General features: G+C 66.5%; 24 protein-coding genes and 2 pseudogenes. 10 read left to right on the top strand and 16 right to left on the bottom strand.

Annotated features, from left to right (window positions below):
• Positions 1-2: 2 nt before the first annotated feature.
• Entirely contained in the window at positions 3-308 is a 306-nt protein-coding gene (locus A5782_RS03600; protein ID WP_067095237.1) for a hypothetical protein, read from the bottom strand.
• 670 nt (positions 309-978) lie between these two features.
• Between A5782_RS03600 and A5782_RS03595 the strand changes: the two genes are divergently transcribed.
• Both A5782_RS03595 and A5782_RS03590 read left to right on the top strand, forming a co-directional pair.
• Complete coding sequence (locus tag A5782_RS03595) at positions 979-1,371, top strand: hypothetical protein (RefSeq protein WP_067095234.1); 393 nt, start codon at positions 979-981, stop codon at positions 1,369-1,371.
• A gap of 115 nt (positions 1,372-1,486) precedes the next feature.
• Positions 1,487-1,774 (top strand): hypothetical protein, encoded by a 288-nt coding sequence (locus A5782_RS03590; RefSeq protein ID WP_067095231.1) that lies wholly within the window; start codon positions 1,487-1,489, stop codon positions 1,772-1,774.
• A gap of 672 nt (positions 1,775-2,446) precedes the next feature.
• On the opposite strand, the gene A5782_RS03585 is transcribed toward A5782_RS03590, so the two are convergent.
• Together A5782_RS03585 and A5782_RS03580 are read right to left on the bottom strand one after the other, a co-directional pair.
• Complete coding sequence (locus A5782_RS03585) at positions 2,447-2,833, bottom strand: hypothetical protein (RefSeq protein ID WP_067095228.1); 387 nt, start codon at positions 2,831-2,833, stop codon at positions 2,447-2,449.
• 46 nt (positions 2,834-2,879) lie between these two features.
• On the bottom strand, positions 2,880-4,373 hold the full coding sequence (locus tag A5782_RS03580) for a DUF4185 domain-containing protein (RefSeq protein ID WP_067095225.1): 1,494 nt from the start codon (positions 4,371-4,373) through the stop codon (positions 2,880-2,882).
• Positions 4,374-5,106: 733 nt separating this feature from the next.
• On the opposite strand from A5782_RS03580, the pseudogene A5782_RS27170 reads away from it, so the two are divergent.
• From A5782_RS27170 to A5782_RS03565, 3 genes and pseudogenes are all read left to right on the top strand, one after another.
• Positions 5,107-5,217 (top strand): annotated as a pseudogene (locus A5782_RS27170) (hypothetical protein); the annotation flags it as partial.
• A 101-nt stretch (positions 5,218-5,318) separates the two neighbouring features.
• Positions 5,319-6,833, top strand: a complete 1,515-nt coding sequence (locus A5782_RS03570; protein WP_156623774.1) for a carotenoid oxygenase family protein — start codon at positions 5,319-5,321, stop codon at positions 6,831-6,833.
• Complete coding sequence (locus A5782_RS03565; protein WP_369815577.1) at positions 6,833-7,315, top strand: VOC family protein; 483 nt, start codon at positions 6,833-6,835, stop codon at positions 7,313-7,315. The genes A5782_RS03570 and A5782_RS03565 overlap by 1 nt, the downstream gene beginning before the upstream one ends.
• Positions 7,316-7,319: 4 nt before the next feature.
• Here the strand turns inward: A5782_RS03565 and A5782_RS03560 are convergent, their stop codons facing one another.
• The 8 genes from A5782_RS03560 to A5782_RS03525 form a co-directional block, all read right to left on the bottom strand.
• Complete coding sequence (locus A5782_RS03560; protein ID WP_067095214.1) at positions 7,320-7,754, bottom strand: hypothetical protein; 435 nt, start codon at positions 7,752-7,754, stop codon at positions 7,320-7,322.
• A gap of 99 nt (positions 7,755-7,853) precedes the next feature.
• Positions 7,854-8,624: a VOC family protein gene (locus A5782_RS03555; RefSeq protein WP_067095211.1), complete on the bottom strand. Its 771-nt coding sequence runs from the start codon at positions 8,622-8,624 to the stop codon at positions 7,854-7,856.
• 85 nt (positions 8,625-8,709) lie between these two features.
• Positions 8,710-9,183 (bottom strand): SRPBCC family protein, encoded by a 474-nt coding sequence (locus A5782_RS03550; protein WP_067095207.1) that lies wholly within the window; start codon positions 9,181-9,183, stop codon positions 8,710-8,712.
• A gap of 3 nt (positions 9,184-9,186) precedes the next feature.
• The gene (locus A5782_RS03545) at positions 9,187-9,375 is read right to left on the bottom strand and encodes an antitoxin (protein WP_067095205.1); all 189 of its coding nucleotides are present in this window, start codon (positions 9,373-9,375) and stop codon (positions 9,187-9,189) included.
• A gap of 66 nt (positions 9,376-9,441) precedes the next feature.
• Positions 9,442-11,829 (bottom strand): cation-translocating P-type ATPase, encoded by a 2,388-nt coding sequence (locus A5782_RS03540; protein ID WP_067095202.1) that lies wholly within the window; start codon positions 11,827-11,829, stop codon positions 9,442-9,444.
• Positions 11,826-13,418, bottom strand: a complete 1,593-nt coding sequence (locus tag A5782_RS03535; protein ID WP_067095200.1) for a serine hydrolase — start codon at positions 13,416-13,418, stop codon at positions 11,826-11,828. The genes A5782_RS03540 and A5782_RS03535 overlap by 4 nt, the downstream gene beginning before the upstream one ends.
• Before the next feature lie 40 nt (positions 13,419-13,458).
• Positions 13,459-14,568, bottom strand: coding sequence for an MBL fold metallo-hydrolase (locus A5782_RS03530; RefSeq protein WP_067095460.1), 1,110 nt, complete (start codon positions 14,566-14,568; stop codon positions 13,459-13,461).
• A 5-nt stretch (positions 14,569-14,573) separates the two neighbouring features.
• Entirely contained in the window at positions 14,574-15,305 is a 732-nt protein-coding gene (locus A5782_RS03525; RefSeq protein ID WP_067095197.1) for an enoyl-CoA hydratase, read from the bottom strand.
• A gap of 27 nt (positions 15,306-15,332) precedes the next feature.
• Between A5782_RS03525 and A5782_RS03520 the strand changes: the two genes are divergently transcribed.
• The 3 genes from A5782_RS03520 (at position 15,333) to A5782_RS03510 (ending at position 19,021) form a co-directional block, all read left to right on the top strand.
• On the top strand, positions 15,333-16,835 hold the full coding sequence (locus A5782_RS03520; protein WP_067095194.1) for a carboxyl transferase domain-containing protein: 1,503 nt from the start codon (positions 15,333-15,335) through the stop codon (positions 16,833-16,835).
• A 123-nt stretch (positions 16,836-16,958) separates the two neighbouring features.
• Positions 16,959-17,660 (top strand): two-component system response regulator PrrA, encoded by a 702-nt coding sequence (gene prrA / locus A5782_RS03515; protein ID WP_067095192.1) that lies wholly within the window; start codon positions 16,959-16,961, stop codon positions 17,658-17,660.
• Positions 17,661-17,683: 23 nt separating this feature from the next.
• Positions 17,684-19,021, top strand: coding sequence for a sensor histidine kinase KdpD (locus A5782_RS03510; RefSeq protein ID WP_067095189.1), 1,338 nt, complete (start codon positions 17,684-17,686; stop codon positions 19,019-19,021).
• 4 nt (positions 19,022-19,025) lie between these two features.
• Here the strand turns inward: A5782_RS03510 and A5782_RS03505 are convergent, their stop codons facing one another.
• The 3 genes and pseudogenes from A5782_RS03505 to A5782_RS03500 all read right to left on the bottom strand — a co-directional run bounded on the left by A5782_RS03505 (position 19,026) and on the right by A5782_RS03500 (position 20,530).
• The gene (locus A5782_RS03505; RefSeq protein WP_067095186.1) at positions 19,026-19,505 is read right to left on the bottom strand and encodes a hypothetical protein; all 480 of its coding nucleotides are present in this window, start codon (positions 19,503-19,505) and stop codon (positions 19,026-19,028) included.
• 2 nt (positions 19,506-19,507) lie between these two features.
• Positions 19,508-19,615: pseudogene (locus A5782_RS27165) on the bottom strand (hypothetical protein); the annotation flags it as partial.
• A 12-nt stretch (positions 19,616-19,627) separates the two neighbouring features.
• Entirely contained in the window at positions 19,628-20,530 is a 903-nt protein-coding gene (locus tag A5782_RS03500) for an OmpA family protein (protein WP_231986584.1), read from the bottom strand.
• 98 nt (positions 20,531-20,628) lie between these two features.
• Here A5782_RS03500 and A5782_RS03495 point away from each other — a divergent pair, with 98 nt between their 5' ends.
• Positions 20,629-20,892, top strand: coding sequence for a DUF2630 family protein (locus A5782_RS03495; RefSeq protein WP_067095184.1), 264 nt, complete (start codon positions 20,629-20,631; stop codon positions 20,890-20,892).
• Here the strand turns inward: A5782_RS03495 and A5782_RS26650 are convergent.
• Positions 20,880-21,038, bottom strand: coding sequence for a hypothetical protein (locus A5782_RS26650; protein WP_231986590.1), 159 nt, complete (start codon positions 21,036-21,038; stop codon positions 20,880-20,882). The genes A5782_RS03495 and A5782_RS26650 overlap by 13 nt on opposite strands.
• Between A5782_RS26650 and A5782_RS03490 the strand changes: the two genes are divergently transcribed.
• Positions 20,964-22,463 carry an NAD(P)/FAD-dependent oxidoreductase gene (locus A5782_RS03490; protein ID WP_231986588.1) on the top strand — a complete coding sequence of 500 codons (1,500 nt, stop codon included), beginning with the start codon at positions 20,964-20,966 and terminating at the stop codon, positions 22,461-22,463. The genes A5782_RS26650 and A5782_RS03490 overlap by 75 nt on opposite strands.
• Before the next feature lie 102 nt (positions 22,464-22,565).
• On the opposite strand, the gene A5782_RS03485 is transcribed toward A5782_RS03490, so the two are convergent.
• A complete protein-coding gene (locus A5782_RS03485; RefSeq protein ID WP_067095182.1) occupies positions 22,566-23,864 on the bottom strand; it encodes a citrate synthase in 1,299 nt (432 codons plus the stop codon).
• Positions 23,865-23,969: the final 105 nt, after the last annotated feature.

Genomic DNA, 23,969 nt, shown 5'->3' with positions numbered 1-23,969 from the left:
CCCTACGGGTGCTCCTGAATAACGCACTCCACAATACTATTGGCAAGGCGCGCGTCGAATCCCATCTGCGCTACTTTCTGCGTTTCAGCAGCACGGGAAACACCAGAATTTAGATCCTGCTCAATAACTCCGACAAGCTGCATGTTTTGGGAGTCGTGTTCCCACAGCGGGACTTCAGTAATGCTTCCGACGCAATTAGTGTAACCGCTGAAGTCAGCGCGAGCAGACGCACTTATCAGCACAGCCGGGGCGACGAACAGGACGGCGATGGCTATGCCGACCGCGACAACGACGTAAATGAAGCGCACAATCGCATGAATACCCAGCTATAACGATGGATAATCAGCAAACGATTTTGGTGCTCGGCCGCTCGGGTCATTGGCCTGCTCTTGCTGCTGACTCGCTCAACCCAGCGGGATTACTCCCGTTCCTGGCGACGTTCTCGGGCACGGTCATCGTGTCGCCTTTGACGAATGCGAGGCCGTTGTCCAGTTCGCAGGGATTGGCCTTTTCCCGGCCCCACTCTGCGGGGCTGGCGTAGCCGGCGTACTTCAAAGCCGACTGATGGGTCTACTTGTTGGTCAGCAGCGATTCACCTTCATCGGTGAAAGACTTTATGCGGCGATATGCCGCGTCGCTGAGCCTTTACTGTCGGCAACGATCAAGCGCCGTAATCCTTTGCGGCGCAAGGATTCAACGCATCTACCGGCACCCACCGCGAACCGTCGACTGCAAAACCCGTGTCGCAGGTTCGAATTCTGCCGGGGCGCACCACGCCAAACGCGGTCACGTCAGCGTCCGGCGCAGCGCGGGCGACAAGTTGAAACCAGCTTCCTTTGCTGTGTGAATCCCGGACAACACTGTGTTTGCTCGCTGGCCCCACGATGAAGTATGCCAAAGCCGCTGGATGGTTGGCCGAGCGACCAGATGGCGCGGGAACACTCACGAATCGGCAGCACTGTAGAAGAGGATGGTCCTATGACCACCACACCGAACGGTGCCCTCATCCCTACATTCGCGGCACTGCGATTCGCCACCGGCCTCGCCGCATGGGCTGCCCCAGCTAAGGCCGCACGTCTGTTTGGGCTCGCCACTGCTACACAGCAGCCCTTCATCACCCAACTGTTCGGGTCTCGCGAACTGACGCTGGCCCTCGCCGTCACGGACGCCTCACCGCGATTGCGCACCCGCGCACTGCAACTCGGACTGCTCACCGACGCCCTGGACATCATCGCAGCGCTCCGCGGCATCCAGCGTCAGACGCTGCCGCCGACCGGTGCCATCGTCACCGGGGGCGGCGCAGCGCTATTTCTTGGCTTGGGGCTCGCCGCGTTGGCCAACCAAAAACGCGCAGGTGCTTCCACGGCATAAGCGCGCAGTGAGTTGGGTCACCTCGTGCCCAGGTTGGGCAGCCTTCCGGCCGCTCGGGTGTTGCACAGCGTAGTCACCGAATCGAGGGCGACCCTTCACACTTAGCGAGGCCGACATGCGGCAGACCATCACCGGCGAACGCTCGAATGCCCGTTACCCAATTGCTGAGACGCTATGGATTATCGGGGGCATGGTTTTGTTGCTCGCCTTGGGCGACGTTGTGATCGTGTTGGCCCTGACGCTGGCCGCCGCGGCCATGACGACCGTCTGGTGCATCCGTCGCGACGCCGACCATCGCGCGCGAAGCAGCGACGTGGCGTTGGCTTCCATATCTCACCTGGCGACGGGCAGCCGCGAGATGAAAAAGACACATGCGCCGTGGCATCGGCACAGCGCCGCGTAGCGCCGTTCAGCCCAAGCGGACGTTCCTTTTTCTTTCGCGCTATCCCCAGGTGGCCCTATGTGCCAGTGCTGAACTGCCTCGGGCGCACCAGATTCCAAGTTGCCGCGAGCTGGGCTCAGCCCTCGGCCGTTGCGGTCTGCCGCGGTCAAACAAACACACCGGACAGCCCCGACACCGCGACCCAGGCGCAGCGGGACGTCATCTTGTCTGGGTAGTGATGCCGGTCCTGTGTGGCGACAGTGGCCGGCGGCACGTCCCGGCGCCCGACCTCGTCGGCAGGAGCGATTCAGGTTCCGCACTTGCGCGGAAAAGAGGACTACCATCTATACCGTGCGTGTGAGGGAAGAAACGTAGCGCCCGTCGCTTCGTTGGGGCATAAGACCTACCGAGCCTGCGATGCGGAAGCTAGTCGCGACACTGATGGCCGTTGGGGCCGTGATGCTCAGCGGGGCGATCGCCCACGCTAAGGACCAGCCGCCACCACCTCCTCCTCCAGCACCCTCTTTCTACTCACCGAAGTGCTTGTCGTTCGATCCCCAACCGCCAGGGCACTGGGACTATCTGCCGTGCGGATGGACAACAGATGGCAAGCGGTGGATTCCGCCGCCACCCCAACCGGGCCCGTAATCGATCGCCCCGCGATCGACCTCGCGAAAAGCCCTCAGCCGCTGGCTAACTGGCCTTGAGGTGTCCACCTCCCCGGCAGCTGACGCCGCAGACGCCCGCATCCCCCCGGGCGTCTGCGAGCGAAAGCGCCTGATCAATCGGAACACCACTGCAATCCAGGCCGTTGACCACCAGGCCCAGGCTTATCGCGCCGTCGGCGCGGGTCCCTTCGATGCACACCTCGATGTCTCGCAGCCCCGGCCTGCCCGCGGTCCAAAAGTCCGGACGGTGACCGTCGAACACCGTATGGGCGTCCGCACCGTTGGCGCCCTCGCCCCGGCAGAACTCGCCTGCCGACGAAACGGGCACATCGTCGGGTAGCGCCGCCGCCGCGAGAGGAGTGAGCGGGTCGGCGAGGCCGCAACAATCGTCGTGACACTTCAAGGCGATCATCGTCGCCCTCCTCTCACTCGTCCATCGTTGTTCGACGGCAACGGCTCTACGGCAGCACGGTGTGCATCAGCATCACGTCGTATGCCGACCACAACGACAGGTTGAAATACAGGTCTCGGCCCGACGACCAGGGATGGATCATCGGCGCGTAGATACCGCCGGGCATCTGGAACGAGGACACCAGCGGTTGCTCGGGACTCCATGGCCCTTGCGGCGTCGGCGCGGTCCGTGCCACGACGTCGTTGCTGCCGCCGTCGGTGTAGAGCACCAGGTATTGCTTGAGATAACTGTTGTACTGGGCCGACATTTCGCCGACCGGTCCCGGGAAAATCGGCGTCGCCGCGCCCGGATTGTTCGCGACCCAATGACCGCCGTTGTCGCCGTTCCAGTACTGGTACTTGGTCAGGTCGGGCAACTGATTCGGTGGGACGCGTGAGAGAAATGCCGCACCACCACGTCCCGACGGCGTGCCGAACTGGTACAGGTAACCGTCGTTCCCCTTCATGAACGCGCCCATCTGGAAATTCTCATTTCCTGGCGTAAACCCGGCTCCCGGAATGGCATCCGGCGAGGCCGTACGAATGGTGGTCGGGAAGATCCCCCAGTTCTGGCCATTGTCGTTAGACCTGGCGATCGCCGAGTAGTTCGTCGACCACTCGCCGTCGCGGCCCCACTGGCGGATTGACATGTAGCTCATGTACTGGGTTCTGCCCATGGACATCGCCGCGGTAGGAATGATTCCCGTCTCGTGCGCCGCCTTGTGGATGGTGTTGACGACCTGCTTGGAAAGTCCGGGTGCCCACACCGGCGACCCGGAATACCTGTCGTTCGGCACCCCGTCGGCGATGTGAATTCCCTTGGACAGATCGTGATCGTTGCTGCGGAACAGGGTGTTGTAGCGCCACTGCTGGCCGTGCGTCTTGCAATAGCCGAAGGTGTCGCCGAAGGCCATCAGCACCTGACGGTTGGCGGGATCGCCGTTGTCCCAGGCAATCCCGAGGTCCGTACCTGAAATGCTGAAGCGTTGCAGGGTTTTGTTCGGGCCGTTCGGTCCGGTCACCCAGTCGACGAGCGATGTCGGAGCTCCCGCGATCGAAGGAGGCGGCGGTCCGGGTTCGGGCTGCGGTTGCGGCTGCGGAATCGCGGCGGCGTTCGGGCGCAGCTGGTTGGCGTTCGGCGGCACCACGGGGACTCCGGGCGCGGGCGGATTGGGTCCGGGCGGCAACACCTCGGCTTGCGGGTGCATCGGTGCGGAGTACTGCCGGCCCGGAGCGGTCGGCTTGAGCAATGACGAGATCAGCGGACCCAGCCGCGGGAGCGGCGCCTGGTCATTGGTGTGCGTGGGCCTGCGCCCGGTCGGTGGCTGGACGACCGGCTGAGGAGCGGGCATAGCCGGCGGCGCGGCCGGAGGATCCACGTTCGCTTCGGGCGCCCCGCACGGTGTGGCGTTTGCAACTGGCGCGGGCCCCACCACGAGGACGAATCCGACAGCGGCCGCCGACGCCATCGTGAGCGACACACTTCGCAGAAACGCCGACATGTAGCACCTTTCGAGGGGTAGGACACCGCATTGACGTCCTTCAGCTGGCCCATGTGACGATAGTGATCTGCGGGGCATATGTGACCAGTGATGAGCTGATAGGTATCCATCCGTAACCGTGTCGCAACGCAGCGATTCCGCACCGCAGCGCTCCCTTCGACCGATTAGCTGGCTGCTTGTATAGGCAGCTGAAAAGCGCTGCCCGCTTTGCTACCGCTGCCGTCGAACTGGATTACGCGGGACCCCCGCCCGTTGCCACGATGGACCCCGGACCGGTGGCACCCAGAGGTGGGCGCTGCCGCCGGGGAGCCGGCTTGTGGCTACGAGGCGGGCATTTCAGCACGCGGGCCGGGGCGGCGCGCGACCCGCCTGTTCTGCCGCCGACTCAATCGGTACAAGCGCACCACTTACCGCAGCTCAGCGTCGCGTCGGCGGAACCGGCAACGACCGTGTTGCACACACGCATAACGAGAATCGTCATTTGGCAGGCGCGGCGCCAATTGCGTGTCACACTGAAACAGATTGGGTCAGCATGTTTGTCGACCGTCATTGGTGGCAATGATCCAACAGAGGCGATTGCGTCGGCCGGCCTTCGCATTCGTCTAGGTCCCGTCGGTTCAGCCCGAGAGCCGACGGGGCCGCCCTATTTTGGGCCCCTTCGCCGACCCGCGCCCGTCGGCACCGGCTCGCCGATAGGCCCGACAACCCGGACCTGCGGGAGTACCGTCGGCGTATGGATGGGTCGACCGGTGTGTGGATTCTCGGCAGTCAGCCAGGCGATTTCGCTCCTAACCTCACCAAAGAAGGCCGCGACTTCGCCGCATTGACCGCCGAAATCGTCGACGCCGCGCGGCGGACTGATCGGCGGCGGACACCCGGTCGGGGCCTCCGGCCGGCGCACCGCCACCACGGTTTCGTCGTCACCCGCACCGAAGGCGCATGACCATGGACGTTGAGATCGTCGGCAAGTTCCTGTCCACCCTGCCCGAAGATGACGACCACCCCTACCGCACCGGACCGTGGCGCCCCCAGACCACCGAGTGGGACGCCGACGACCTCATCGCCGTTGAAGGCGAAATTCCCCGCGACCTGGACGGCGTCTACCTGCGCAACACCGAGAATCCGCTGCACCCGGCGTTGAAGACCTATCACCCGTTCGACGGCGACGGCATGGTGCACGTGGTCGGCTTCCGCGGCGGAAAAGCCTTCTACCGCAACCGATTCATCCGTACCGACGGTTTCCTGGCCGAGAACGAGGCGGGCGAACCGCTGTGGCCGGGTCTGGCCGAGCCCGTGCAACTGGCCCGGCGCGAGCCAGGGTGGGGCGCGCGGACGAAGATGAAGGACGCATCGAGCACAGACGTCATCGTCCACCGCGGTATCGCGCTGACCAGCTTCTACCAGTGCGGCGACCTGTACCGAATCGACCCGTACTCGGCCGACACACTCGGCAAGGAGTCGTGGAACGGCGGTTTTCCAGCCGATTGGGGCGTGTCCGCACATCCCAAGGTAGACAACAGAACCGGTGAACTGTTGTTCTTCAACTACAGCAAGCAAGAGCCGTATATGCATTACGGGGTGGTCGACGAGCGCAACGAATTGGCGCACTTTGTCGACATCCCGCTCCCGGGTCCGCGTCTCCCGCACGACATGGCCTTCACCGAGAACTACGCCATCCTCAACGATTTCCCGCTGTTCTGGGACCCCCAGCTGCTTGAGCACGACGTGCACCTGCCGCGCTTCTATTCCGACATGCCGTCGCGGTTCGCGGTGATCCCGCGCCGCGGCGGCACCGGGGACATTCGCTGGTTCGAGGCCGACCCCACGTTCGTGCTGCACTTCACCAACGCCTACGAAGATGGCGACGAGATCGTGCTGGACGGCTTCTTCGAAGGCGAGCCGTCACCGCTTGATACCGGAGGAACCAAGTGGGAGAAGCTGTTTCGTTTTCTGGCCCTGGACCGCCTGCAGGCTCGGCTGCACCGGTGGCGCTTCAATCTGGTCACCGGGGCGGTGCGAGAAGAGCAGCTCTCGGAGTCCATCACCGAGTTCGGCACCATCAATCCTGACTACGCCGCAGGTGACTACCGCTACGCCTATGCCGCCACCGGCAAGCCCGGCTGGTTCTTGTTCGACGGTCTGGTCAAACACGACCTGCGCACCGGGACCGAGGAGGGGTTCTCGTTCGGCGAGGGCGTCTACGGCAGCGAAACCGCGATGACGCCGCGCGTGGGCGCCACCGATGAAGACGACGGCTACCTCATCACACTGACCACCGACATGAACGCCGACGCCTCCTATTGCCTGGTGTTGGACGCCGCCCGGGTCGGCGACGGCGCGGTGTGCAAACTTCGACTGCCGGAACGGATTTCCAGCGGCACCCACGCGACATGGGCACCTGGTGCTCAATTACGCCGGTGGGACAGCGCCGCCTCTGCCGCCGCGGCCATCGGATTATGATGAGCGACGGCAGGCACCACCACATGACGCACTGGCCGCCGCAGCTGGCGCCCATCGGCGCCATCCGATTCGCGCATCGCTCCTCGCATTTCGCGGAAACCGTGCAGTTCTACCGCGATCTGGTGGGGCTGCCGCTCTATGAAACGTTCGGGGACAGCTACGGAAGCAACGGAGCGATCTTCGGGTTGCCCAGCTGGAACCTCACCATGGAAATCGTCGAGGCCGCCGAGGCCGTCGCGGTGGACCACCATGAGCAGCTGTGTCTGTACTTTCCCGACCAACAGGCGCAACAAGCCGCCCTGGCACGCCTGCACGACGCGGGAGTGCAACCTGTCGAACAACACCCCTACTGGGCGGCCACCGGCGCCGTCACCTTTCGCGACCCCGACGGGCGCGAAATCGTGTTCGCGTCCTTCGTATTCGGCGTCAACGAGCCCGACAACAGCGGCGCTTCGGGAAAGCACGAATTCCCGTCGGCCTGATGGCTCAGCGGCCGGACCGGCCGGACGCCAATGCGGCGATCACGGCCACCAGCGAGCACGCCACCGCACAGACGGCAGCGACCGCACCGACGTACAGGCCATATTCGGCCGACACCGGCGGGTTGACGTTGAGCTTGTAGTACCACACCGTCAACGCCACGAGCAGCGACGAAATCAACAGCGCGGCAACCGAAGCGAGCTTGACCGACAGACCACGGCCGATCATCGCGCCGACCACCAGCAGCGTCGAGGCCAACAACACGATGAGCTGGCCCCCGCCGAACCCCCGGGGCAGTTCCAGGTTGCCATGCGCACCGCCGATGGCGTTGGCCCAACCCCCGCCGTTCACCGTCGTCCTGAGCCACGGCAGCCACGCACTGATCGAGACCACCACTGCGAAAAACACCACCAGCCAACCAGGGCGCAGTCGGCGAGTCATGGTAGCGAGATTAACGGACTTTGACACCGGCCCGCGTGAGCGAGCGTTCCGCTAGCGTGGCGACGGTCACGCCGGCGGGACGCTCCCCGTCTCGGGGCGCTAGGTCTGCAGCGAGGACAGGTTGAAAACCGCACCCGTCGGATCGCTCGCGGCGGCCAGCCGCCCGTACGGGGTGTCCTCGGCCTCGCGCACGACCATGCCGCCGTGGTCGGCGATCACCCGCAAGGTCTTGTCGACATCCTCGGCACCGAAGAAGATCACCCAGTTCGACGGGATGTCCTGCGGCAAGAACGAGGCGCCGTCCATCACGCCGAGCAATTGCTCGTCGCCGAACCGTGCTGTGGCGTAGCGGAATTCGTCGGTCTCGGAAACGGGCTCGGTCTGCCATCCGAGAACGGCGCGGTAGAAGTCGAGGGCGGCGTCGTAGCCGCGCGTGGTCAGCTGGTGCCAGACCGGAGAGCCGGCCCTCCCGATGAGCTCGAAGCCGCGGTGCCCCAGCGGCTGCCACAATCCGAACGTCGCGCCGGCGGGGTCGGTCGCCACAGCCATGTGGCCCTTGGCGGGCACCTCCATCGCCATGCACACCGAACCACCGGCCCGCCTCACCGCGGACAGCGTGGTGTCGAGGTCGGCGGTGTGGAAATAGGTGGCCCAGTGGTCGGGCGACCCGGCTTCGGGCCGGTTGGCCATGATGCCGGCCACCGGGTGGCCGTCCTTGGCGGCATTGACGTATCCGCCGTACTCGGGCCCGGCGGACTCGAACGTCCAGCCGAAGACCGTGCCGTAGAAGTCCTGGGCGCGGGCGAGGTCGGACGTTGTCAGATCGATCCAGCATGGAGCGCCCAACGGAGCGCAGTCACGGATAGGCACGGTGACCTCCTGGTGGTGTCGGGCCCCGGAAAAAGGGCTTCACACTACCGACTGCTGCCCGGCCGCAAACTCATCGGCGCGGCGATCAGCGACGAGCCCTGCCGTCGCCGTTCGTGCTCGGATCGGACTTGGTGAACACCGTCACGAAGTTCTCCAGCGATTGGTTGATGTCGCCCCGCAGCGCGGCGGCGACGATCATGCCGATGGGGCCGAACAGCGCCGGGCCGCCCAGGTGCACGTCGAAGCTGACGACGGAGCCGTCGTCTTTGGGCTGGATTTTGGCCATCAGCTTGACCTTGACGCCGCCGACGCCGTCGCCGTTGAGCGTCATCCCCTCGGGCGGCTTGTAGCGCACCACCGTCCATTTGATCCGGTTGAGCATGCCCTTGACCTCGACGATCGACTCGACGACCATGCCCTTTTCGATCTCGTCGGGCAAGGTGCTGCGCCACACCCGGTGGATGGTCAACCAGTCCTTGTACCGGGACAGGTCGGAGGCATGCTGCCAGGCCACCTCGGGTGGCAGTGGGACATCGATGGATCCGGAAAGCTTCGCCATTGCTCAGTCCTGCTGGTCGCCCGTGTCCGCGGCGCCGGTGGCCTTCTTGGCCTGCTCCTGCACCTGGTGGATGGTTTCGGTGTACTTGCCCTGCGTCTTGTCGTCGACGAACTCGCCGGCCTTGTCGATCGCCATCTCGACCTTGTCGGCGTTCTGCGACAACAGGTCTTTCGCCTTGTCCAGGAAACCCATGCGCCCTCCCTTTTCCCGGCATCGTACTTGGCCGGTGACAACCCGCTGCCGGTGAGTTGGGCGCGCTCAGCGCCACAACCGCGGCTGCACACCCAGCACTTTCGCCCCGATCCACCAGGTGGCCTCGATCGCGGCTGCGCCCAGCACACCGATGCCCAGTGCGGTCGAGGTCACCCCGACGTTGGACGGGTCGAGCAGAAACGCCTTGCGGGCCAGCGGGAGGCTGAAAATCACCACATAGGCCAGGCCCGAAGCGATTACCAGCGCCACCCGCCACCACTCGTAGGGGCGCGCCACCACCGCCAGCACCCACAGTGCCGTCATCAGTAGCGTGATCAGGGCTGCAGTCGAGGCCTGATCCTGTTGGGCGAAGGTGGCGTGGCGGCCGTGATAGGCCAGTAGGTAGGAGGCGAACGTCGCGGTGCCGACGATCAGTCCGCAGGGCAGCGCCGAGGTGAGCACGCGGCGCACGAAACCCGAATGGGCGCGTTCGTTGTTCGGCGCCAGCGACAGGATGAACGACGGTATGCCGATGGTGAACCAGGCGGCAATGGTGACGTGAATCGGCTGAAACGGATACAGCAGCGGGTCAGCTTTGAGCGGTTTGGCGAGCAGGCATTCGATGCCCACCAGCAAGGCCAGCAACACCGAGTACACCGTTTTGGTCAAAAACAGGTTGGCGACGCGCTCGATGTTGCCGATCACGCGACGGCCCTCCGCGACGACGTACGGAAGGGTGGAAAATCTGTTGTCCAGCAAGACGATCTGCGCGACGGCGCGGGAGGCCGGGCTGCCGGCGCCCATCGCGACACCGATATCGGCGTCCTTGAGCGCCAGCACGTCGTTGACGCCGTCGCCGGTCATCGCGACGGCGTGGCCGTGCGATTGCAGCGCGTGCACGATGGCGCGTTTCTGGTCCGGCCGGACCCGGCCGAACGTGGTGTGGGTGTCCAGCGCGTCGGCCAACTGCGCGGGTTCTGCGGGTAATCGGCGCGCGTCCATCGTCTCGCCGTGCAGCCCGAGCGTGCCGGCGACGGCGCCGACCGAGACGGCGTTGTCCCCGGACAGCACCTTGACCGAAACACCTTGGTCGGCGAAGTAATCCAGCGTCTCGCGGGCGTCCGGGCGCACCTTTTGCTCGAGGACCACCAGGGCGACCGGGGTGACGCGACCCGGCGCGTCGGGATGGTCGACGGGCACGTCACCGGCGCCGATCAACAGGACCCGCAACCCCTGCGCCCCGATCCGCTCGGCCCGTTCGGCCGCCGCAGATCCCCGCTCGAGCAGCACGTCCGGCGCTCCCATCAGCCAGTTGCCGTGGTCGTGGAACGACACACCGCTCCACTTGGTGGCCGACTTGAAAGGTGCTGTCGCCGTGGCGATCCAGCCGGGCGGCTCGCTATAGGTCTCGGCGATCGCGCGCATGCTCGCGTTGGGTCGCGGGTCTTCCGCGGCCAACGAGGCCAGCACATCGGCGATCGGCGCGCGCTCCCCCGACTCGTCGAGCTCATCCACGGATGCGACCCGCATGCCGCTTTCGGTCAGGGTGCCCGTCTTGTCCGCACAGACCACGTCGACCCGCGCGAGTCCCTCGATGGCGGGCAGCTCCTGCACCAGGCACCGCCGCTGACCGAGCCGGACGACCCCGACCGCGAACGCGACCGACGTCAGCAACACCAGCCCTTCGGGAACCATGGGCACCAGTGCGCCGACCGTGCGCAGCACGGCCTGCCGCCAGCCCGCGTGCGTGGTGAACAGCTGGGTGTAGATGGTGAGCAGACCAGCGGGCACCAACAGGTAAGTGATGAACTGCAGGATGCGGTTAATGCCGTTGCGCAGTTCGGATTTCACCAAGGTGAACTTGCTGGCATCCTCGGCCAGCTTGGTCGCGTAGGCGTCCGGCCCGACTTTGGTGGCGCGGTAGGCGCCGCTGCCCGCGACGACGAAACTGCCCGACAGCACCGCGTCGCCCGCCGCCTTGGCGATCGGGTCAGCCTCACCGGTCAGCAGTGACTCGTCGACTTCCAGGTTCGCCTGTTCGACGATCTCGCCGTCGACGACAACCTGATCGCCGGGGCCCAGCTCGATGATGTCGTCGAGCACCACTTCGTCGGGCGGCACCGCCCGGGTCCCGGATTGCCTGCGCACCAAGGGTTTCGCCTGCCCCACGATCGCCAGCTTGTCCAGTGTCTGCTTGGCCCGGATCTCCTGAACCATGCCGACGACGCTGTTGGCGATGATCAGCAACCCGAACATCCCGTTGATCACCGAGCCGGTGGCCAGCACGATCAACAACAGCACCCCCAGGATCGCATTGATCCGGGTGAAGACGTTGGCCCGCACGATATCGGTGATGCTGCGCGTGGCGCGTTCCCGTACCGCGTTGCTCTTGCCCTCGGCCACCCGCTGCGCCACTTCGGCTTCGGTCAGGCCAGACGTGTGAGCGAGAGTCATCGCGTGAACGTTCCCAGCTTGTCCGAGTCGTAGTACTCCAGGTTCAGCGTTGGGCGGGGGAAGCCGGAAAATGTAGCCTTGGAAATCGTTCCCGGTGGGGCGTTTTCGTCGGTGAGCGTGAAGGTGAAGGTATCACCGTCCCAGTGGGTGAGGGCGGCCGTCCGGTTTTTCGGACCCATCGCCAGTTGCAGCGCGCCGTCGTGGTCGGTGACGACGGCCGGTCCCCAGTAGTCGCTGGCGTAGATGCCGGCGTAGTCGCTGAGTGGTCTGGCCGGGGAGGGGTTGGCAGGGGGCTGCTTGCCGACCAGCGAACCGACCGGGTTGTTCAGCCAGCCGATCGCCTTGTTGTACAACGGCCCCCAATCCTCGCGGATGTGACCGTATTGAACGAGGTCCATGAATTGGGCGGTCAGGGTTTCGGGAATGCCGTAGGGCGCGGCATTGGTCAACGCGACGATGCCCAAATCCTCGGAGGGCAGCACGACGAAGTTTGTCGCCGCGCCCAAATCGAAAGCGCCGGAATGGCTGTACTCGGTGCGTCCCGACGAATCGACCGAGGAGTTGAAGCCGTATCCGTAAAATCCGGTGCGTGCCTGTGGGGTTTTCGCGGGTGCCGACACCATCTGCGGGCTGATGGCGGGCAGCAATGCCTCCGGCGAGGTGATCCGCTGGCCGTTGTAAGTTCCGTTGCCCAGCAACATCATCAGCCAGCGAGCCATGTCGTTCACCGATGAACTCACGCCGCCCGCCGGTGACTGCAGATCCGGGTCCCGCTGGAACCGGGCCTGCCACTTGTCGTCGATCTTGATGTGGTTGACCGCATGGTTGGGCCGTGCGATGAAGTCGGCAAACCGCGAACTGGTCGACGTCATTCCCAGCGGGCGGTAGAGCACCTCCTCGGACAGGTCCTCCCAAGGCTTGCCCGCCGCGGTCGCCACCGCCTCCGCCGCGGCGGTGATCCCATAGTTGGTGTAGGCGTAGCTGATCCGGAAGGGGTCCAACGGCAGGTACTTGAGCCGCTCCAGCGTTTGTCGACGGTCGTAGCCCAGGTCTTCGAGCTTGTCGCCGGCATGATCGGGCAGCCCGGAGCGATGCGAGTACAGATCCCCGACGGTCACATGGCTGCTGACGTAGGGATCGCTCAGCGTGAACCACGGCAGCTTGGACACGACGGACGTGTCCCACGCGACGACGTGGTCGCTGACTTCGTGCGCGATTACCGTCGCGCCCACCGATTTGGACACCGAGGCCAACTGGAAGACGGTGTCGGCGTCCACCTTGTTACCCTGGGCCTGCCCCTTGCCCACATCCTTGACGCCGAATCCCTTGGCGTACAACACCTTCCCACCATGCACGACCGCTACGGCCATCCCGGGGATGCCGGTGCTTTTCATCAAGTCGCCGACCAGCCCGTCGACCTTGGCGACGGCCTCGTCGATGCGGCCGGCGGGAATCGCCACGCCGGACACCTGGTTGGGCGGGACGTCGGACAGTGTGGACGGCGGCCCGGCTGTCGGCTGGGCGGAGCCGCATCCCGTCAGCCCGAGCAGCGCCGCGGTGACAACGGCCGTGGCCGCACGATTGGTCATGCGCGAACCCTAACGCTATGACGATGCACGCCGCGTGAATCTAGAGCCGCCACCAGGGGTTGGATTCGTCCGGCGTCGTGGGATCGATGCGTTGACCGGGCAGCGGCACCGCCACGTTCACCTGGTCGGGCGCCGCGGCGGCGAGCAGGCGCTCAACCGGTTCCGCCCACGGGTGCGGGGCCAACCGGAAAGTGCCCCAATGGATCGGCACCAGCAGTCCGCCGTCGGTGACATCCAGATGTGCCCGCACCGCCTCCTCGGGGTTCATATGAACGTCGGGCCACGCCGTGTTGTAGGCCCCGATGGGCAGCAGCGTCAGGTCAAACGGCCCGTGATCGGCGCCGATCTGCGCGAAGCTCTTCGTGTAACCGGTGTCGCCGCCGAAGTAGGCACGATGCGTGGGGCCGACGAACGCCCATGACGCCCACAGCGTGGTGTTGCGGTCCAGAAAGCGTCCCGAAAAATGCCGTGCCGGTACGCAAACCACCGTGAGTTCGTCGACCTTGGCGCTCTGGTGCCAGTCCAGCTCGACGATGCGGTGCTCGGGTATCCCCCACCTGCGCAGGTGGGCCCCGATGCCGAGCGGCACGAAGAACGGGGCCCGCTGCGTGCGGGCCAGCGCCACGACCGTGTCGATGTCGAGGTGGTCGTAATGGTCGTGGCTGATCACCACCGCATCGACGGCCGGCAGCGCTTCGAGTTGGATCGGCGGCGGATGCAGCCGCTGCGGGCCGACGACGTCCGACGGCGAACACCGGTCGCTCCACACCGGATCGGTGAGCACCCGATAACCGTCGATCTCCAGCAGCGCCGTGGAATGGCCGAACCAGCTGACGGCCAGCCGGCTGGGGTCAGCGTCGAGGATCCCCGGCGACGCCAGCGGGATCGGCCCCTTCGGCCGGCTCCCGCCCCGGTTGCCGATCAGCTCCCACGCGACGAGCCGCAGTTGCTCGCGGTCCATCTTGGTTTCCGAGGCGGGCTCGAGGTTGACGAAGACGCCGTCGCGGTAGTGCGGCGAACCCGCCGCCACCGCCGCAATCGAAGCGGGGTGGGCGCCGAGGGCGTCCGGCGCGCCGTGCAGCGCCCGAACCAGCCAACCACCGGCCGCCAGCGACGCCGTACCGGCGACCAGCCGTACCGTCCCCCGCATGATCGTCATGCCCCCTGGAACTTCGGTGGCCGCTTCTCGATCCGGGCGACCTGGGCTTCGACGACGTCTTGGCTGCTCCATGCCCTGTCGAAGAGTTCCTTGTGCACCGGCCCGGCCTCTTCGATGGCGCCGTCGTCGTTGAGCACCCGCTTGGCGTGCTGGATGGCCAGCGGTGCCAGGCCGGCGATCTCGGCTGCCCAGGACTGCGCGTCGGCGAGTGTCCCGATGCGGTTGGCCATCCCGGTTTGCAGCGCCACGTCGGCGGGCAGTTTCTCGGCGGTGAGCAGCATCGCCCGGGCGCGGCCGTGGCCGACAAGCGAGGACAGCCGCCGGATGCTCCAGTTATCCAGGGCCAGACCGTATTTCGAGGTCGGGAATTGGAAGAACGCGTCGGGTGCGACGACCCGCAGATCGCATTGCATGGCCAGCTGCAGGCCGGCGCCGATCGCCGGACCGTTGATGGCGCCGATCACCGGTATCAGCGTGGCATCGAGCACCCTGTGCAGCTCGACGAGCCGGTCGGGGTAGTCGGCGGCGAAGGCGTCACCGGACAGGTCCGCGCCGGCGCAGAACACGGTGCCTTGCCCCGTTAGCACGATCGCGCGAGTGGAGCCGTCGCCCGCCTTCAGCACGGCCTCGCGCAGCTCCTCGACCAGCTGGGAGTTCAAGGCGTTGCGGCGCTCGGGGCGTTGCAACTCGATGGTCATAACGGCCTCGGCCTGGGTAACACCGATCATGGCAGCCACCCTATATAGCCTCGACTCGTGAGTCGTATCACGGCTGGTCAACTCCGCGATGCGGTGTTGGACGAAAATTCCTTCATCCGCTGGGACAGCGAGCCGCTCGCGGTGCCGGTCAGCGCGTCCTACGCCCAGGCGCTGGCCGACGCCCGCGCCGCGACGGGCCTGGACGAATCGGTGCTGACCGGCGAAGGTCGCGTCTTCGGGCGCCGGGTCGCGGTGGTGGTGTGCGAGTTCGGCTTCCTGGGCGGCTCGATCGGGGTGGCCGCGGCCGAACGGATCACCGCCGCGGTGCAGCGGGCGACGGCCGAGGGTCTGCCGCTGCTGGCCTCGCCGAGCTCCGGCGGCACCCGCATGCAAGAGGGCACGGTCGCGTTTTTGCAGATGGTGAAGATCGCCGCCGCCGTCCGGCTGCACAAGCAGGCGCACCTGCCCTACCTGGTTTATCTGCGCAACCCGACCACCGGCGGGGTGTTCGCGTCCTGGGGATCGCTGGGGCATGTCACGGTCGCCGAACCCGGCGCGTTGATCGGCTTCCTCGGGCCGCGCGTGTACCAACTCCTCTACGGCGAACCCTTCCCCGAGGGCGTGCAGACCGCGGAGAATCTGCAGCGGCACGGCGTGATCGACGGCGTCATCGCGCTCGATGAGCTACGTCGCACGCTGGATCGCGCCATGACCGTGATCGCCGATGCTCCCGAGCCGCTGCCCGCCCCGGCGCCGCCCGAACCGACGCCCGACGTCCCCGCGTGGGATTCAGTGGTGGCTTCGCGCCGGCCGGACCGGCCCGGGGTGGGGCTGTTGCTGCGGCACGGCGCCACCGATCGGGTGCTGCTGTCGGGGACCGGCCAGGGAGAGGCCGCAACCACGCTGTTGGCGCTGGCCCGATTCGCCGGCCAGCCCGTGGTGGTGCTGGGCCAGCAGCGACTGACCGGCGGATTGGTGGGCCCCGCCTCGCTGCGCGAAGCCCGGCGGGGCATGGCGCTGGCCGCCGAGTTGCATCTGCCGCTGGTCCTGGTGATCGACACCGCGGGGCCGGCCCTGTCGGCCGAAGCCGAGCAGGGCGGGCTGGCCGGCCAGATCGCTCAATGCCTGGCCGAGCTGGTGACGCTGGATACCCCGACGGTGTCGGTGCTGTTGGGCCAGGGCAGCGGCGGGCCGGCGCTGGCGATGGTGCCCGCCGACCGGGTGCTGGCGGCGTTGCACGGCTGGCTGGCTCCGCTACCGCCGGAGGGCGCCAGCGCGATCGTCTTCCGCGACACCGATCACGCCGCCGAACTCGCTGCGGCACAAGGCATCCGATCCGTTGACCTGCTGGAGTCCGGGATTGTCGACGTCGTCGTGCCGGAGCATTCCGATGCCGCCGACGAGCCGGTCGAGTTCGCGCAGCGATTGTCGCGGGCCATCGCGGCCGAGGTGCACGCACTGCGCGAGCTCCCCGCAACCGAGCGGCTGGCCGCCCGGTTGCGGCGCTACCGCAACATCGGTTTGCCCCCGAGCGAGCCCCAGCCACGGCGCGACTCGTAGACCACGCACGAGACACACCGACGGGGGCGTGCGTGGCCTATCTTTCGGTGTGAGCGGCGGCGCCGGCGAGTGCATCGGTGCTGCCTCCCACAGCCATAGTCGACAATCAGGCAAAATGGCGGCATGGACACTGGAGCTAGCGCACCGCGGGTCTTGGTCGTCGACGACGATTCAGATGTGCTCGCGTCGCTCGAACGCGGTCTGCGGCTCTCCGGATTCGAGGTGTCGACCGCGGTCGACGGCGCCGAGGCGTTGCGCAGCGCCACCGAGACCCGGCCGGACGCGATCGTGCTCGACATCAACATGCCCGTGCTGGACGGCGTCAGCGTCGTCACGGCGCTTCGCGCCATGGATAACGACGTCCCGGTCTGCGTGCTGTCCGCCCGCAGCTCGGTCGACGATCGGGTGGCGGGCCTGGAGGCCGGAGCCGACGACTACCTGGTCAAACCCTTCGTGCTGGCCGAACTGGTCGCACGGGTCAAAGCGCTGCTGCGCCGCCGCGGCGCCACCGCCACGTCCTCCTCGGAGACCATCACCGTGGGTCCGCTGGAGGTTGATATTCCGGGGCGCCGTGCCCGGGTCAATGGCGTCGACGTCGACCTGACCAAGCGGGAGTTCGACCTGCTGGCGGTGCTCGCCGAACACAAGACGGCGGTGTTGTCCCGCGCGCAGTTGCTCGAGCTGGTGTGGGGCTACGACTTCGCCGCCGACACCAACGTGGTGGACGTCTTCATCGGATACCTGCGCCGCAAGCTGGAGGCGCACGGTGGGCCCCGGCTGCTGCACACCGTCCGCGGAGTGGGATTCGTACTGCGCATGCAGTAACCAGGTAACCAGGTCGACCGGTCATGAAATTCTTGTCCCGGATCCTGACCCGTACGCCCTCGCTGCGGGCCCGGGTCGCGGTCGCGACGGCCATCGGCACCGCGATCGTGGTGGTGATCGCGGGAGCGGTCGTGTGGTTCGGCATCACCAGCGCCTGGAAGGACCGCCTGGATCGCCGCCTGGACGAGGCGGCGGGTTTCGCCATTCCCTTCCTGCCCCGCGGACTCGACGACATCCCGCGTACTCCCAACGATCAGGACACCGTGATCACGGTCCGGCGCGATGGCCAGGTCAAGTCCAACTCGGACGTCACGCTGCCGCCACTGGGTGTGGGCTATGCCGACACCTACATCAACGGAGTGCGTTATCGGGTGCGAACCCTGGAGGTCCCCACGCCGCAGCCGGCGACGGTGGCAGTGGGTGCGACCTACGACGACACGATCGCCCAGACCAACAATCTGCATCGCCGGGTGATCCTGATCTGCGCGCTCTCGATCGGCGCGGCAGCGGTATTCGCCTGGCTCCTGGCGGCTTTCGCGGTACGACCCTTCAAAAGGTTGGCCCAGCAAGCCCGCTCGATAGACGCCGACGAGCGGCCGCAGGTGGCGGTGCGCGGCGCCAGCGAGGCCGTCGAGATCGCCGAAGCCATGCGGGGCATGCTGCAGCGCATCTGGACCGAACAGGACCGCACCAAGGATGCGCTCGCCTCGGCCCGCGACTTCGCCGCCGTGTCCTCGCACGAACTGCGCACCCCCCTGACCGCTATGCGCACCAACCTCGAAGTGCTGTCCACCCTGGACATGCCCGACGAACAACGCAAGGAGGTGCTGGGCGACGTCATCCGCACCCAGTCGCGGATCGAGGCCACGTTGAGCGCCCTCGAGCGGTTGGCCCAGGGCGAACTGTCGACGTCCGACGACCACGTGCCCGTCGACATCACCGACCTGATGGACCGCGCCGCCCACGACGCCGCCCGGATCTATCCCGGGGTCGACGTTTCGCTGGTGCCGTCGCCCACCTGCATCATTGTCGGGTTACCGGCCGGGCTGCGGCTCACCGTCGACAACGCGATCGCCAACGCCGTGAAACACGGTGGGGCCACCAAGGTCCAGTTGTCCGCGGTCAGCTCGCGCGCCGGCGTGGAGATCGCCATCGACGACAACGGCATCGGCGTGCCCGAGGATGAGCGTCACGTGGTGTTCGATCGGTTTTCCCGCGGATCGACAGCCTCCCATTCTGGGTCGGGGCTGGGGTTGGCGCTGGTGGCCCAACAGGCCCAGCTGCACGGCGGGACGGCTGCGCTGGAGGGCAGCCCACTGGGCGGCGCCCGGCTGGTGCTGCGACTCCCGGGTCCCAGCTAGCGCTCTACCGTCGCCGCGGGTTGTCCGAGCTGTCGCGCCACGGCGTGAAACCGGCCTGCTCCGCGGACTTCTCGTCGGTGAACCAGACCTCGGCGGTGGTCGAGTCGTAGGTCGGATCGTCGGGCGTGAAGTAATGCTTGCCGTCCGCACGGGCTTTGACCAAGTATCCGGGCGGGCCCCCGCCGTCGGGGGCGGCGTCGGCGGAGCCCGGACCATACGGCGCCCGGGGCGACACCGCAATCTTGGTGGTGTGTGACTCTTCGGCGACCGGAATCTTGGTGGTGCGCCGTTGGGTGTCCGGGATTTTCGTGGTGCGTTCGTCGGTAACCGGGATCTTGGTGGTGGCGGGCTCCGGCGTCGTCCGCTCATCCGGTGACTTCGCCACCGGCGCTTGACCTTTGACGGGGGACATCATCAGCGTGAGCGTCAGCACCAGCCCCAGCGCGAAGGACAACCCGAACAGCCACCAGTGCAGGTGGCTCATCGCCCCGCACCCTTCCCGGCGCGATTGAGCAGCGTGGCGATCACCCAGGCGACGGCCGAGCCCGCGATGAAAGCGAGCAGGTACCACAACCACTGGATGACGAAGTCCATGCCGAATGCTCCTTAGCTGATCACGATTTCGACCCGGCGATTCTGGGCGCGGCCGTCGTCCGTGCCATTGGGGGCGATCGGGTTGGCCGAGCCGAAACCCGTGGTGCTCAAACGGTCGCCGGGCACGCCGTGGGCTTCGAGGAACCCCGCGACGGTTTGGGCGCGCTCTTCACTCAACGGAACGTTCAGGCTCGTGTTGCCGGTGCTGTCCGCGTAGCCGCTGATGGCCGCATGCGCGTTCGGGCACGCCTTGAGTTGGTCGGCGACACGTGTCAGAACCTGCTCGTCGGACGGGGTCAAACTACCGACGTTCGATTCGAAGGTGAGTGCACCGTCGGTCAGGCTGTTGATCGCCGATTGCAGATTGGTGCACGACGCGGCGGCACTGGGCGACGGAGACCCCGCCGGCGGGTTGACGGCAAGGGTGTCAACGACATTCAGGGTGGACCAGACGCGCTTGGCATCGGTGTCGATGGTGTTCTTCTGGTCGGGCGATGCCGCGGTACCGGCCAGCGTGATGGTTTCTCCGCTGACCGCGAGAGTGAAATCGGCGATCGACGCGCTGTCGGAGAAAACGGGCTTGGCCTTGGCGAAATCGAGTGCGTCGACGGCGGGATTGATGCGGATCTGGTCAACGATGTTGACGCCGGGACCCAGTGCTCCGTTGAGCACCTTCAGCAACGCCGCTTTGGCGGACTCGTCGGGGAAGTCTCCGGTCAGGGTGACGCTGTTGCCGTCGCGGGTCATGGAGAACGCCGCCAACGAAATCTTCGGCGCGCCAGCGTTGGTCGGGACAGGCGCCGAGACTGCGCCCGACGGAGAGCGCATCGACGTTGCGTAGCCGATTGCGGCTATCAGAAGTGGGATGACCACCAGGGCGATGAGCCAGGGCAGGCCGAGCCGTTTGACGCTCACGACGGCCCTCCTCATGTCGCTCGCCCCGCTCCGGTCCGGGTGCCAGGCGATATGCAGCCTACCGAGTCAGCGCCGCGCGGGTCGGGCACACTGGAGCGATGGCCAACGGCAGTAAACCGACCGACAACGAGACCTTGGCAGTCATCCGCGATCTGGTCGCCGAGGAGAAGGCGCTGCGTTCCCATCTGCAGCGCGGGGACATCGACACGTCGGAAGAACATGACCGCCTCCGACGGGTGGAGGTCGAACTCGACCAGTGCTGGGACCTGCTGCGGCAGCGCCGGGCGCTTCGCGAGAGCGGCGGCGACCCACGAGAGGCGGAGGTGCGCCCACCCGACGAGGTCGAGGGCTACCTGAGCTGAGCGACCATGCGGCCGACGTCGACGCCGTAGTCATCGGTGGCGGCCACAACGGCCTCGTCGCGGCCGCCTATCTGTCCCGCGCGGGCCTCCGGGTGCGGCTGCTGGAACGGCTGCAGCACATCGGCGGCGCCGCCGTCTCGGCGCACGCCTTCGATGGTGTCGGCGTGCGGGTATCGCGTTACTCCTACCTGGTCAGCCTGCTGCCCCCGCGCATCGTCCAAGAACTGGGCGCCGGAGTGCGGTTGGCACGCCGGCCGGTTTCGTCCTACACACCCGACCCCGCAACCGGCGGCCGCTCCGGTCTGCTGATCGGATCGCCCGGTGACACCTTCGCCGCCATCGGGGCCGGCGGGGATACGCAGGGGTTCGCCGACTTCTACCAACGCTGCCGGTTGGTGACCGAGCGACTGTGGCCGACACTGCTCGAACCGCTGCGCACCCGCGGGGGCGCCCGCCGGCATGTGGTGGAAAGTGGCGATCGTCGCGCGGCGGCCGCATGGCAGACCCTGATCGAGGACCCGATCGGACATGGGATCGCCGACGCGGTGAGCAATGACGTGGTTCGCGGGGTGATCGCGACCGACGCGCTGATCGGCACGTTCGCCCGCCTCGATGACCCTGCGCTGACACCGAATGTCTGCTTCCTGTATCACGTGCTCGGCGGGGGCACCGGAGACTGGGACGTCCCGATCGGCGGCATGGGCGCGGTGACCACGGCCCTGGCCGCGGCGGCCGTCGGCCACGGCGCCGAAATCACCACCGGCGCAGAGGTTTACGCCGTCGATCCCGACGGCGAAGTGCGCTATCGCGCCGGCGAGCAGGATCACCTGATCCGGGCCCGGTTCGTGCTGGCCGGCGTCACACCGACCGTGCTGGCCGGACTGCTCGGTGCCGAACCGGCGCCGGCGGCCGCCGGTGCTCAGGTCAAGGTGAACATGGTGCTGGCACGGTTGCCGCGGCTACGTGACCACGGTGTCACACCCGAGCGGGCGTTCGCCGGGACGTTTCATGTCAACGAGACCTGGACGCAGCTGGATACGGCCTATTCACAGGCCGTAGCGGGTCAACGGCCGAATCCATTGCCGTGCGAGGCCTATTGCCACTCGCTCACCGATCCCAGCATCCTGTCAGGCGAGCTGCGCGACTCGGGCGCCCAGACGATGACGGTTTTCGGCTTACACACCCCGCACTCGTTATTCGACGGCGCCGAGTCCGGCACGCTGCGCAACCAACTGACCGCCGACGTGCTGGCGTCGTTGAATTCCGTTCTGGCCGAACCGATTCAAGATTTACTGCTGACCGACGCGCAGGGCCGGCCGTGCCTGGAGACGACGACCACGCTGGATCTGGAGCGCACCTTGCGCATGAGCGGCGGCAACATCTTCCACGGCGGCCTGTCCTGGCCGTTCGCCGAGGACGACGACCCACTGGACACCCCGGCACGGCAATGGGGCGTGGCCACCGCGCACGAACGAATCATGCTGTGCGGCTCAGGAACTCGCCGCGGCGGGGCGGTGTCGGGTATCGGAGGGCACAACGCCGCGATGGCGGTGCTGGCGTCGCTCGGCTAAATGGCGGCGACCCGCTTCGCCCGGCTACGCCGCCCTCGCGATCGCCACTGGCTAGATGGTGGCGACCCGCTTCGCCCGGCTACGCCGCGCTCGCGATCGCCACTAGCTACGGGCGTCGATGGTGACGTAGTCGCGCTCGGTGTAGCCGGTGTAGATCTGGCGCGGGCGGCCGATCTTGCTGTCGCCCTCGTCGTGCATCTCGCGCCAGTGCGCAATCCACCCGGGCAGCCGCCCCAGCGCGAACAGGACGGTGAACATCCGGGTCGGGAAGCCCAGCGCCCGGTAGATCAGGCCGGTGTAGAAGTCGACGTTGGGGTAGAGCTTGCGCTCGATGAAGTAGTCGTCGGTGAGCGCGGCCTCTTCGAGTTGCTTGGCGATGTCCAGCAGGTCGTCGTCGCCGCCGAGCTTGGCCAGGATCTTGTCGGCCTGCTCTTTGACGATGCGGGCGCGCGGGTCGTAGTTCTTGTAGACGCGGTGACCGAAACCCATCAGCTTCACGCCGGCTTCGCGGTTCTTGACCTTGCGCACGAATTCGCTGACGTCGTCGTCGCTTTGGCGGATCTTCTCGAGCATCTCGAGCACCGCCTGGTTGGCGCCGCCGTGCAGCGGCCCCCACAGCGCGTTGATTCCACCGGAGATGGAGGTGAATAGGTTGGCCTGCGAGGACCCCACCAGCCGGACGGTCGACGTCGAACAGTTCTGTTCGTGGTCGGCGTGCAGGATGAGCAGCATGTCCAGCGCCCGAACGATTTCGGGGTCCGCCTCGTAGGGTTCCGCGGGCAGCCCGAACGTCATGCGCAGGAAGTTCTCCACCAGCGACAGTGAATTGTCCGGGTAGAGGAACGGCTGGCCGACGGACTTCTTGTAGGCATACGCCGCGATGGTCGGCAGCTTGGCCAGCAACCGGATCGTCGAGAGTTCGACGTCCTCGGTGTCCATCGGGTCAAGCGAATCGGGGTAGTAGGCGGAGAGCGCGTTGACGGCACTGGACAGCACCGGCATCGGGTGGGCGTTGCGCGGGAAGCCGTCGAAGAATCGCTTGAGGTCCTCGTGCAACATGGTGTGCAGCTGGATCTGCTTGGTGAAGTCGGCCAGCTGCTCCTTGCTCGGCAGTTCGCCGTAGATCAAGAGGTAGCTCACCTCGATGAAGGTCGACTTCTCGGCGAGCTGCTCGATCGGGATGCCGCGGTAGCGCAGGATGCCCGCGTCGCCGTCGATGTAAGTGATGGAGCTCTTGCACGCGGCGGTGTTGACGAAGCCGTTGTCGAACGTGGTGTAGCCGGTCTTGGACAACAGCGAGCCCAGCGCGATGCCGTCAGCGCCCTCGGTGGCGTTGACGATCTGCAGGTCGGTCTCGCCGCCCGGGTACGTCAATGTGGCGGTGTCGTCGGTGTCTGCCACGAGAACCCCTTTGCGCTCTGGCTGATATGGCTGCTGACTTGGTGCTTACTGCAAAAGGTAGTCGTTATGACGATGGGGCGCCTGCCCGGGGTCGAGTCTGCTGGT

The organism is Mycobacterium sp. 852002-40037_SCH5390672 (assembly GCF_001665875.1).
Lineage (GTDB): Bacteria > Actinomycetota > Actinomycetes > Mycobacteriales > Mycobacteriaceae > Mycobacterium.
Note: the sequence above shows the minus strand (reverse complement) of the source record. Positions and strands in the feature narration are given on the sequence as shown.

Excerpts from the sequence above, each read along its gene's own strand:
- A5782_RS03530 (WP_067095460.1), bottom strand. The coding sequence starts at position 14,568 with ATGCGGGGGACGGTACGGCTGGTCGCCGGTACGGCGTCGCTGGCGGCC.
- A5782_RS03595 (WP_067095234.1), top strand. The coding sequence starts at position 979 with ATGACCACCACACCGAACGGTGCCCTCATCCCTACATTCGCGGCACTG.
- A5782_RS03570 (WP_156623774.1), top strand. The coding sequence starts at position 5,319 with ATGGACGTTGAGATCGTCGGCAAGTTCCTGTCCACCCTGCCCGAAGAT.
- A5782_RS03525 (WP_067095197.1), bottom strand. The coding sequence starts at position 15,305 with ATGATCGGTGTTACCCAGGCCGAGGCCGTTATGACCATCGAGTTGCAA.
- A5782_RS03550 (WP_067095207.1), bottom strand. The coding sequence starts at position 9,183 with ATGGCGAAGCTTTCCGGATCCATCGATGTCCCACTGCCACCCGAGGTG.
- A5782_RS03585 (WP_067095228.1), bottom strand. The coding sequence starts at position 2,833 with ATGATCGCCTTGAAGTGTCACGACGATTGTTGCGGCCTCGCCGACCCG.
- prrA (WP_067095192.1), top strand. The coding sequence starts at position 16,959 with ATGGACACTGGAGCTAGCGCACCGCGGGTCTTGGTCGTCGACGACGAT.
- A5782_RS03540 (WP_067095202.1), bottom strand. The coding sequence starts at position 11,829 with ATGACTCTCGCTCACACGTCTGGCCTGACCGAAGCCGAAGTGGCGCAG.
- A5782_RS03505 (WP_067095186.1), bottom strand. The coding sequence starts at position 19,505 with ATGAGCCACCTGCACTGGTGGCTGTTCGGGTTGTCCTTCGCGCTGGGG.
- A5782_RS03545 (WP_067095205.1), bottom strand. The coding sequence starts at position 9,375 with ATGGGTTTCCTGGACAAGGCGAAAGACCTGTTGTCGCAGAACGCCGAC.
- A5782_RS03565 (WP_369815577.1), top strand. The coding sequence starts at position 6,833 with ATGAGCGACGGCAGGCACCACCACATGACGCACTGGCCGCCGCAGCTG.
- A5782_RS03535 (WP_067095200.1), bottom strand. The coding sequence starts at position 13,418 with ATGACCAATCGTGCGGCCACGGCCGTTGTCACCGCGGCGCTGCTCGGG.
- A5782_RS03580 (WP_067095225.1), bottom strand. The coding sequence starts at position 4,373 with ATGTCGGCGTTTCTGCGAAGTGTGTCGCTCACGATGGCGTCGGCGGCC.
- A5782_RS03560 (WP_067095214.1), bottom strand. The coding sequence starts at position 7,754 with ATGACTCGCCGACTGCGCCCTGGTTGGCTGGTGGTGTTTTTCGCAGTG.
- A5782_RS03590 (WP_067095231.1), top strand. The coding sequence starts at position 1,487 with ATGCGGCAGACCATCACCGGCGAACGCTCGAATGCCCGTTACCCAATT.
- A5782_RS03510 (WP_067095189.1), top strand. The coding sequence starts at position 17,684 with ATGAAATTCTTGTCCCGGATCCTGACCCGTACGCCCTCGCTGCGGGCC.
- A5782_RS03495 (WP_067095184.1), top strand. The coding sequence starts at position 20,629 with ATGGCCAACGGCAGTAAACCGACCGACAACGAGACCTTGGCAGTCATC.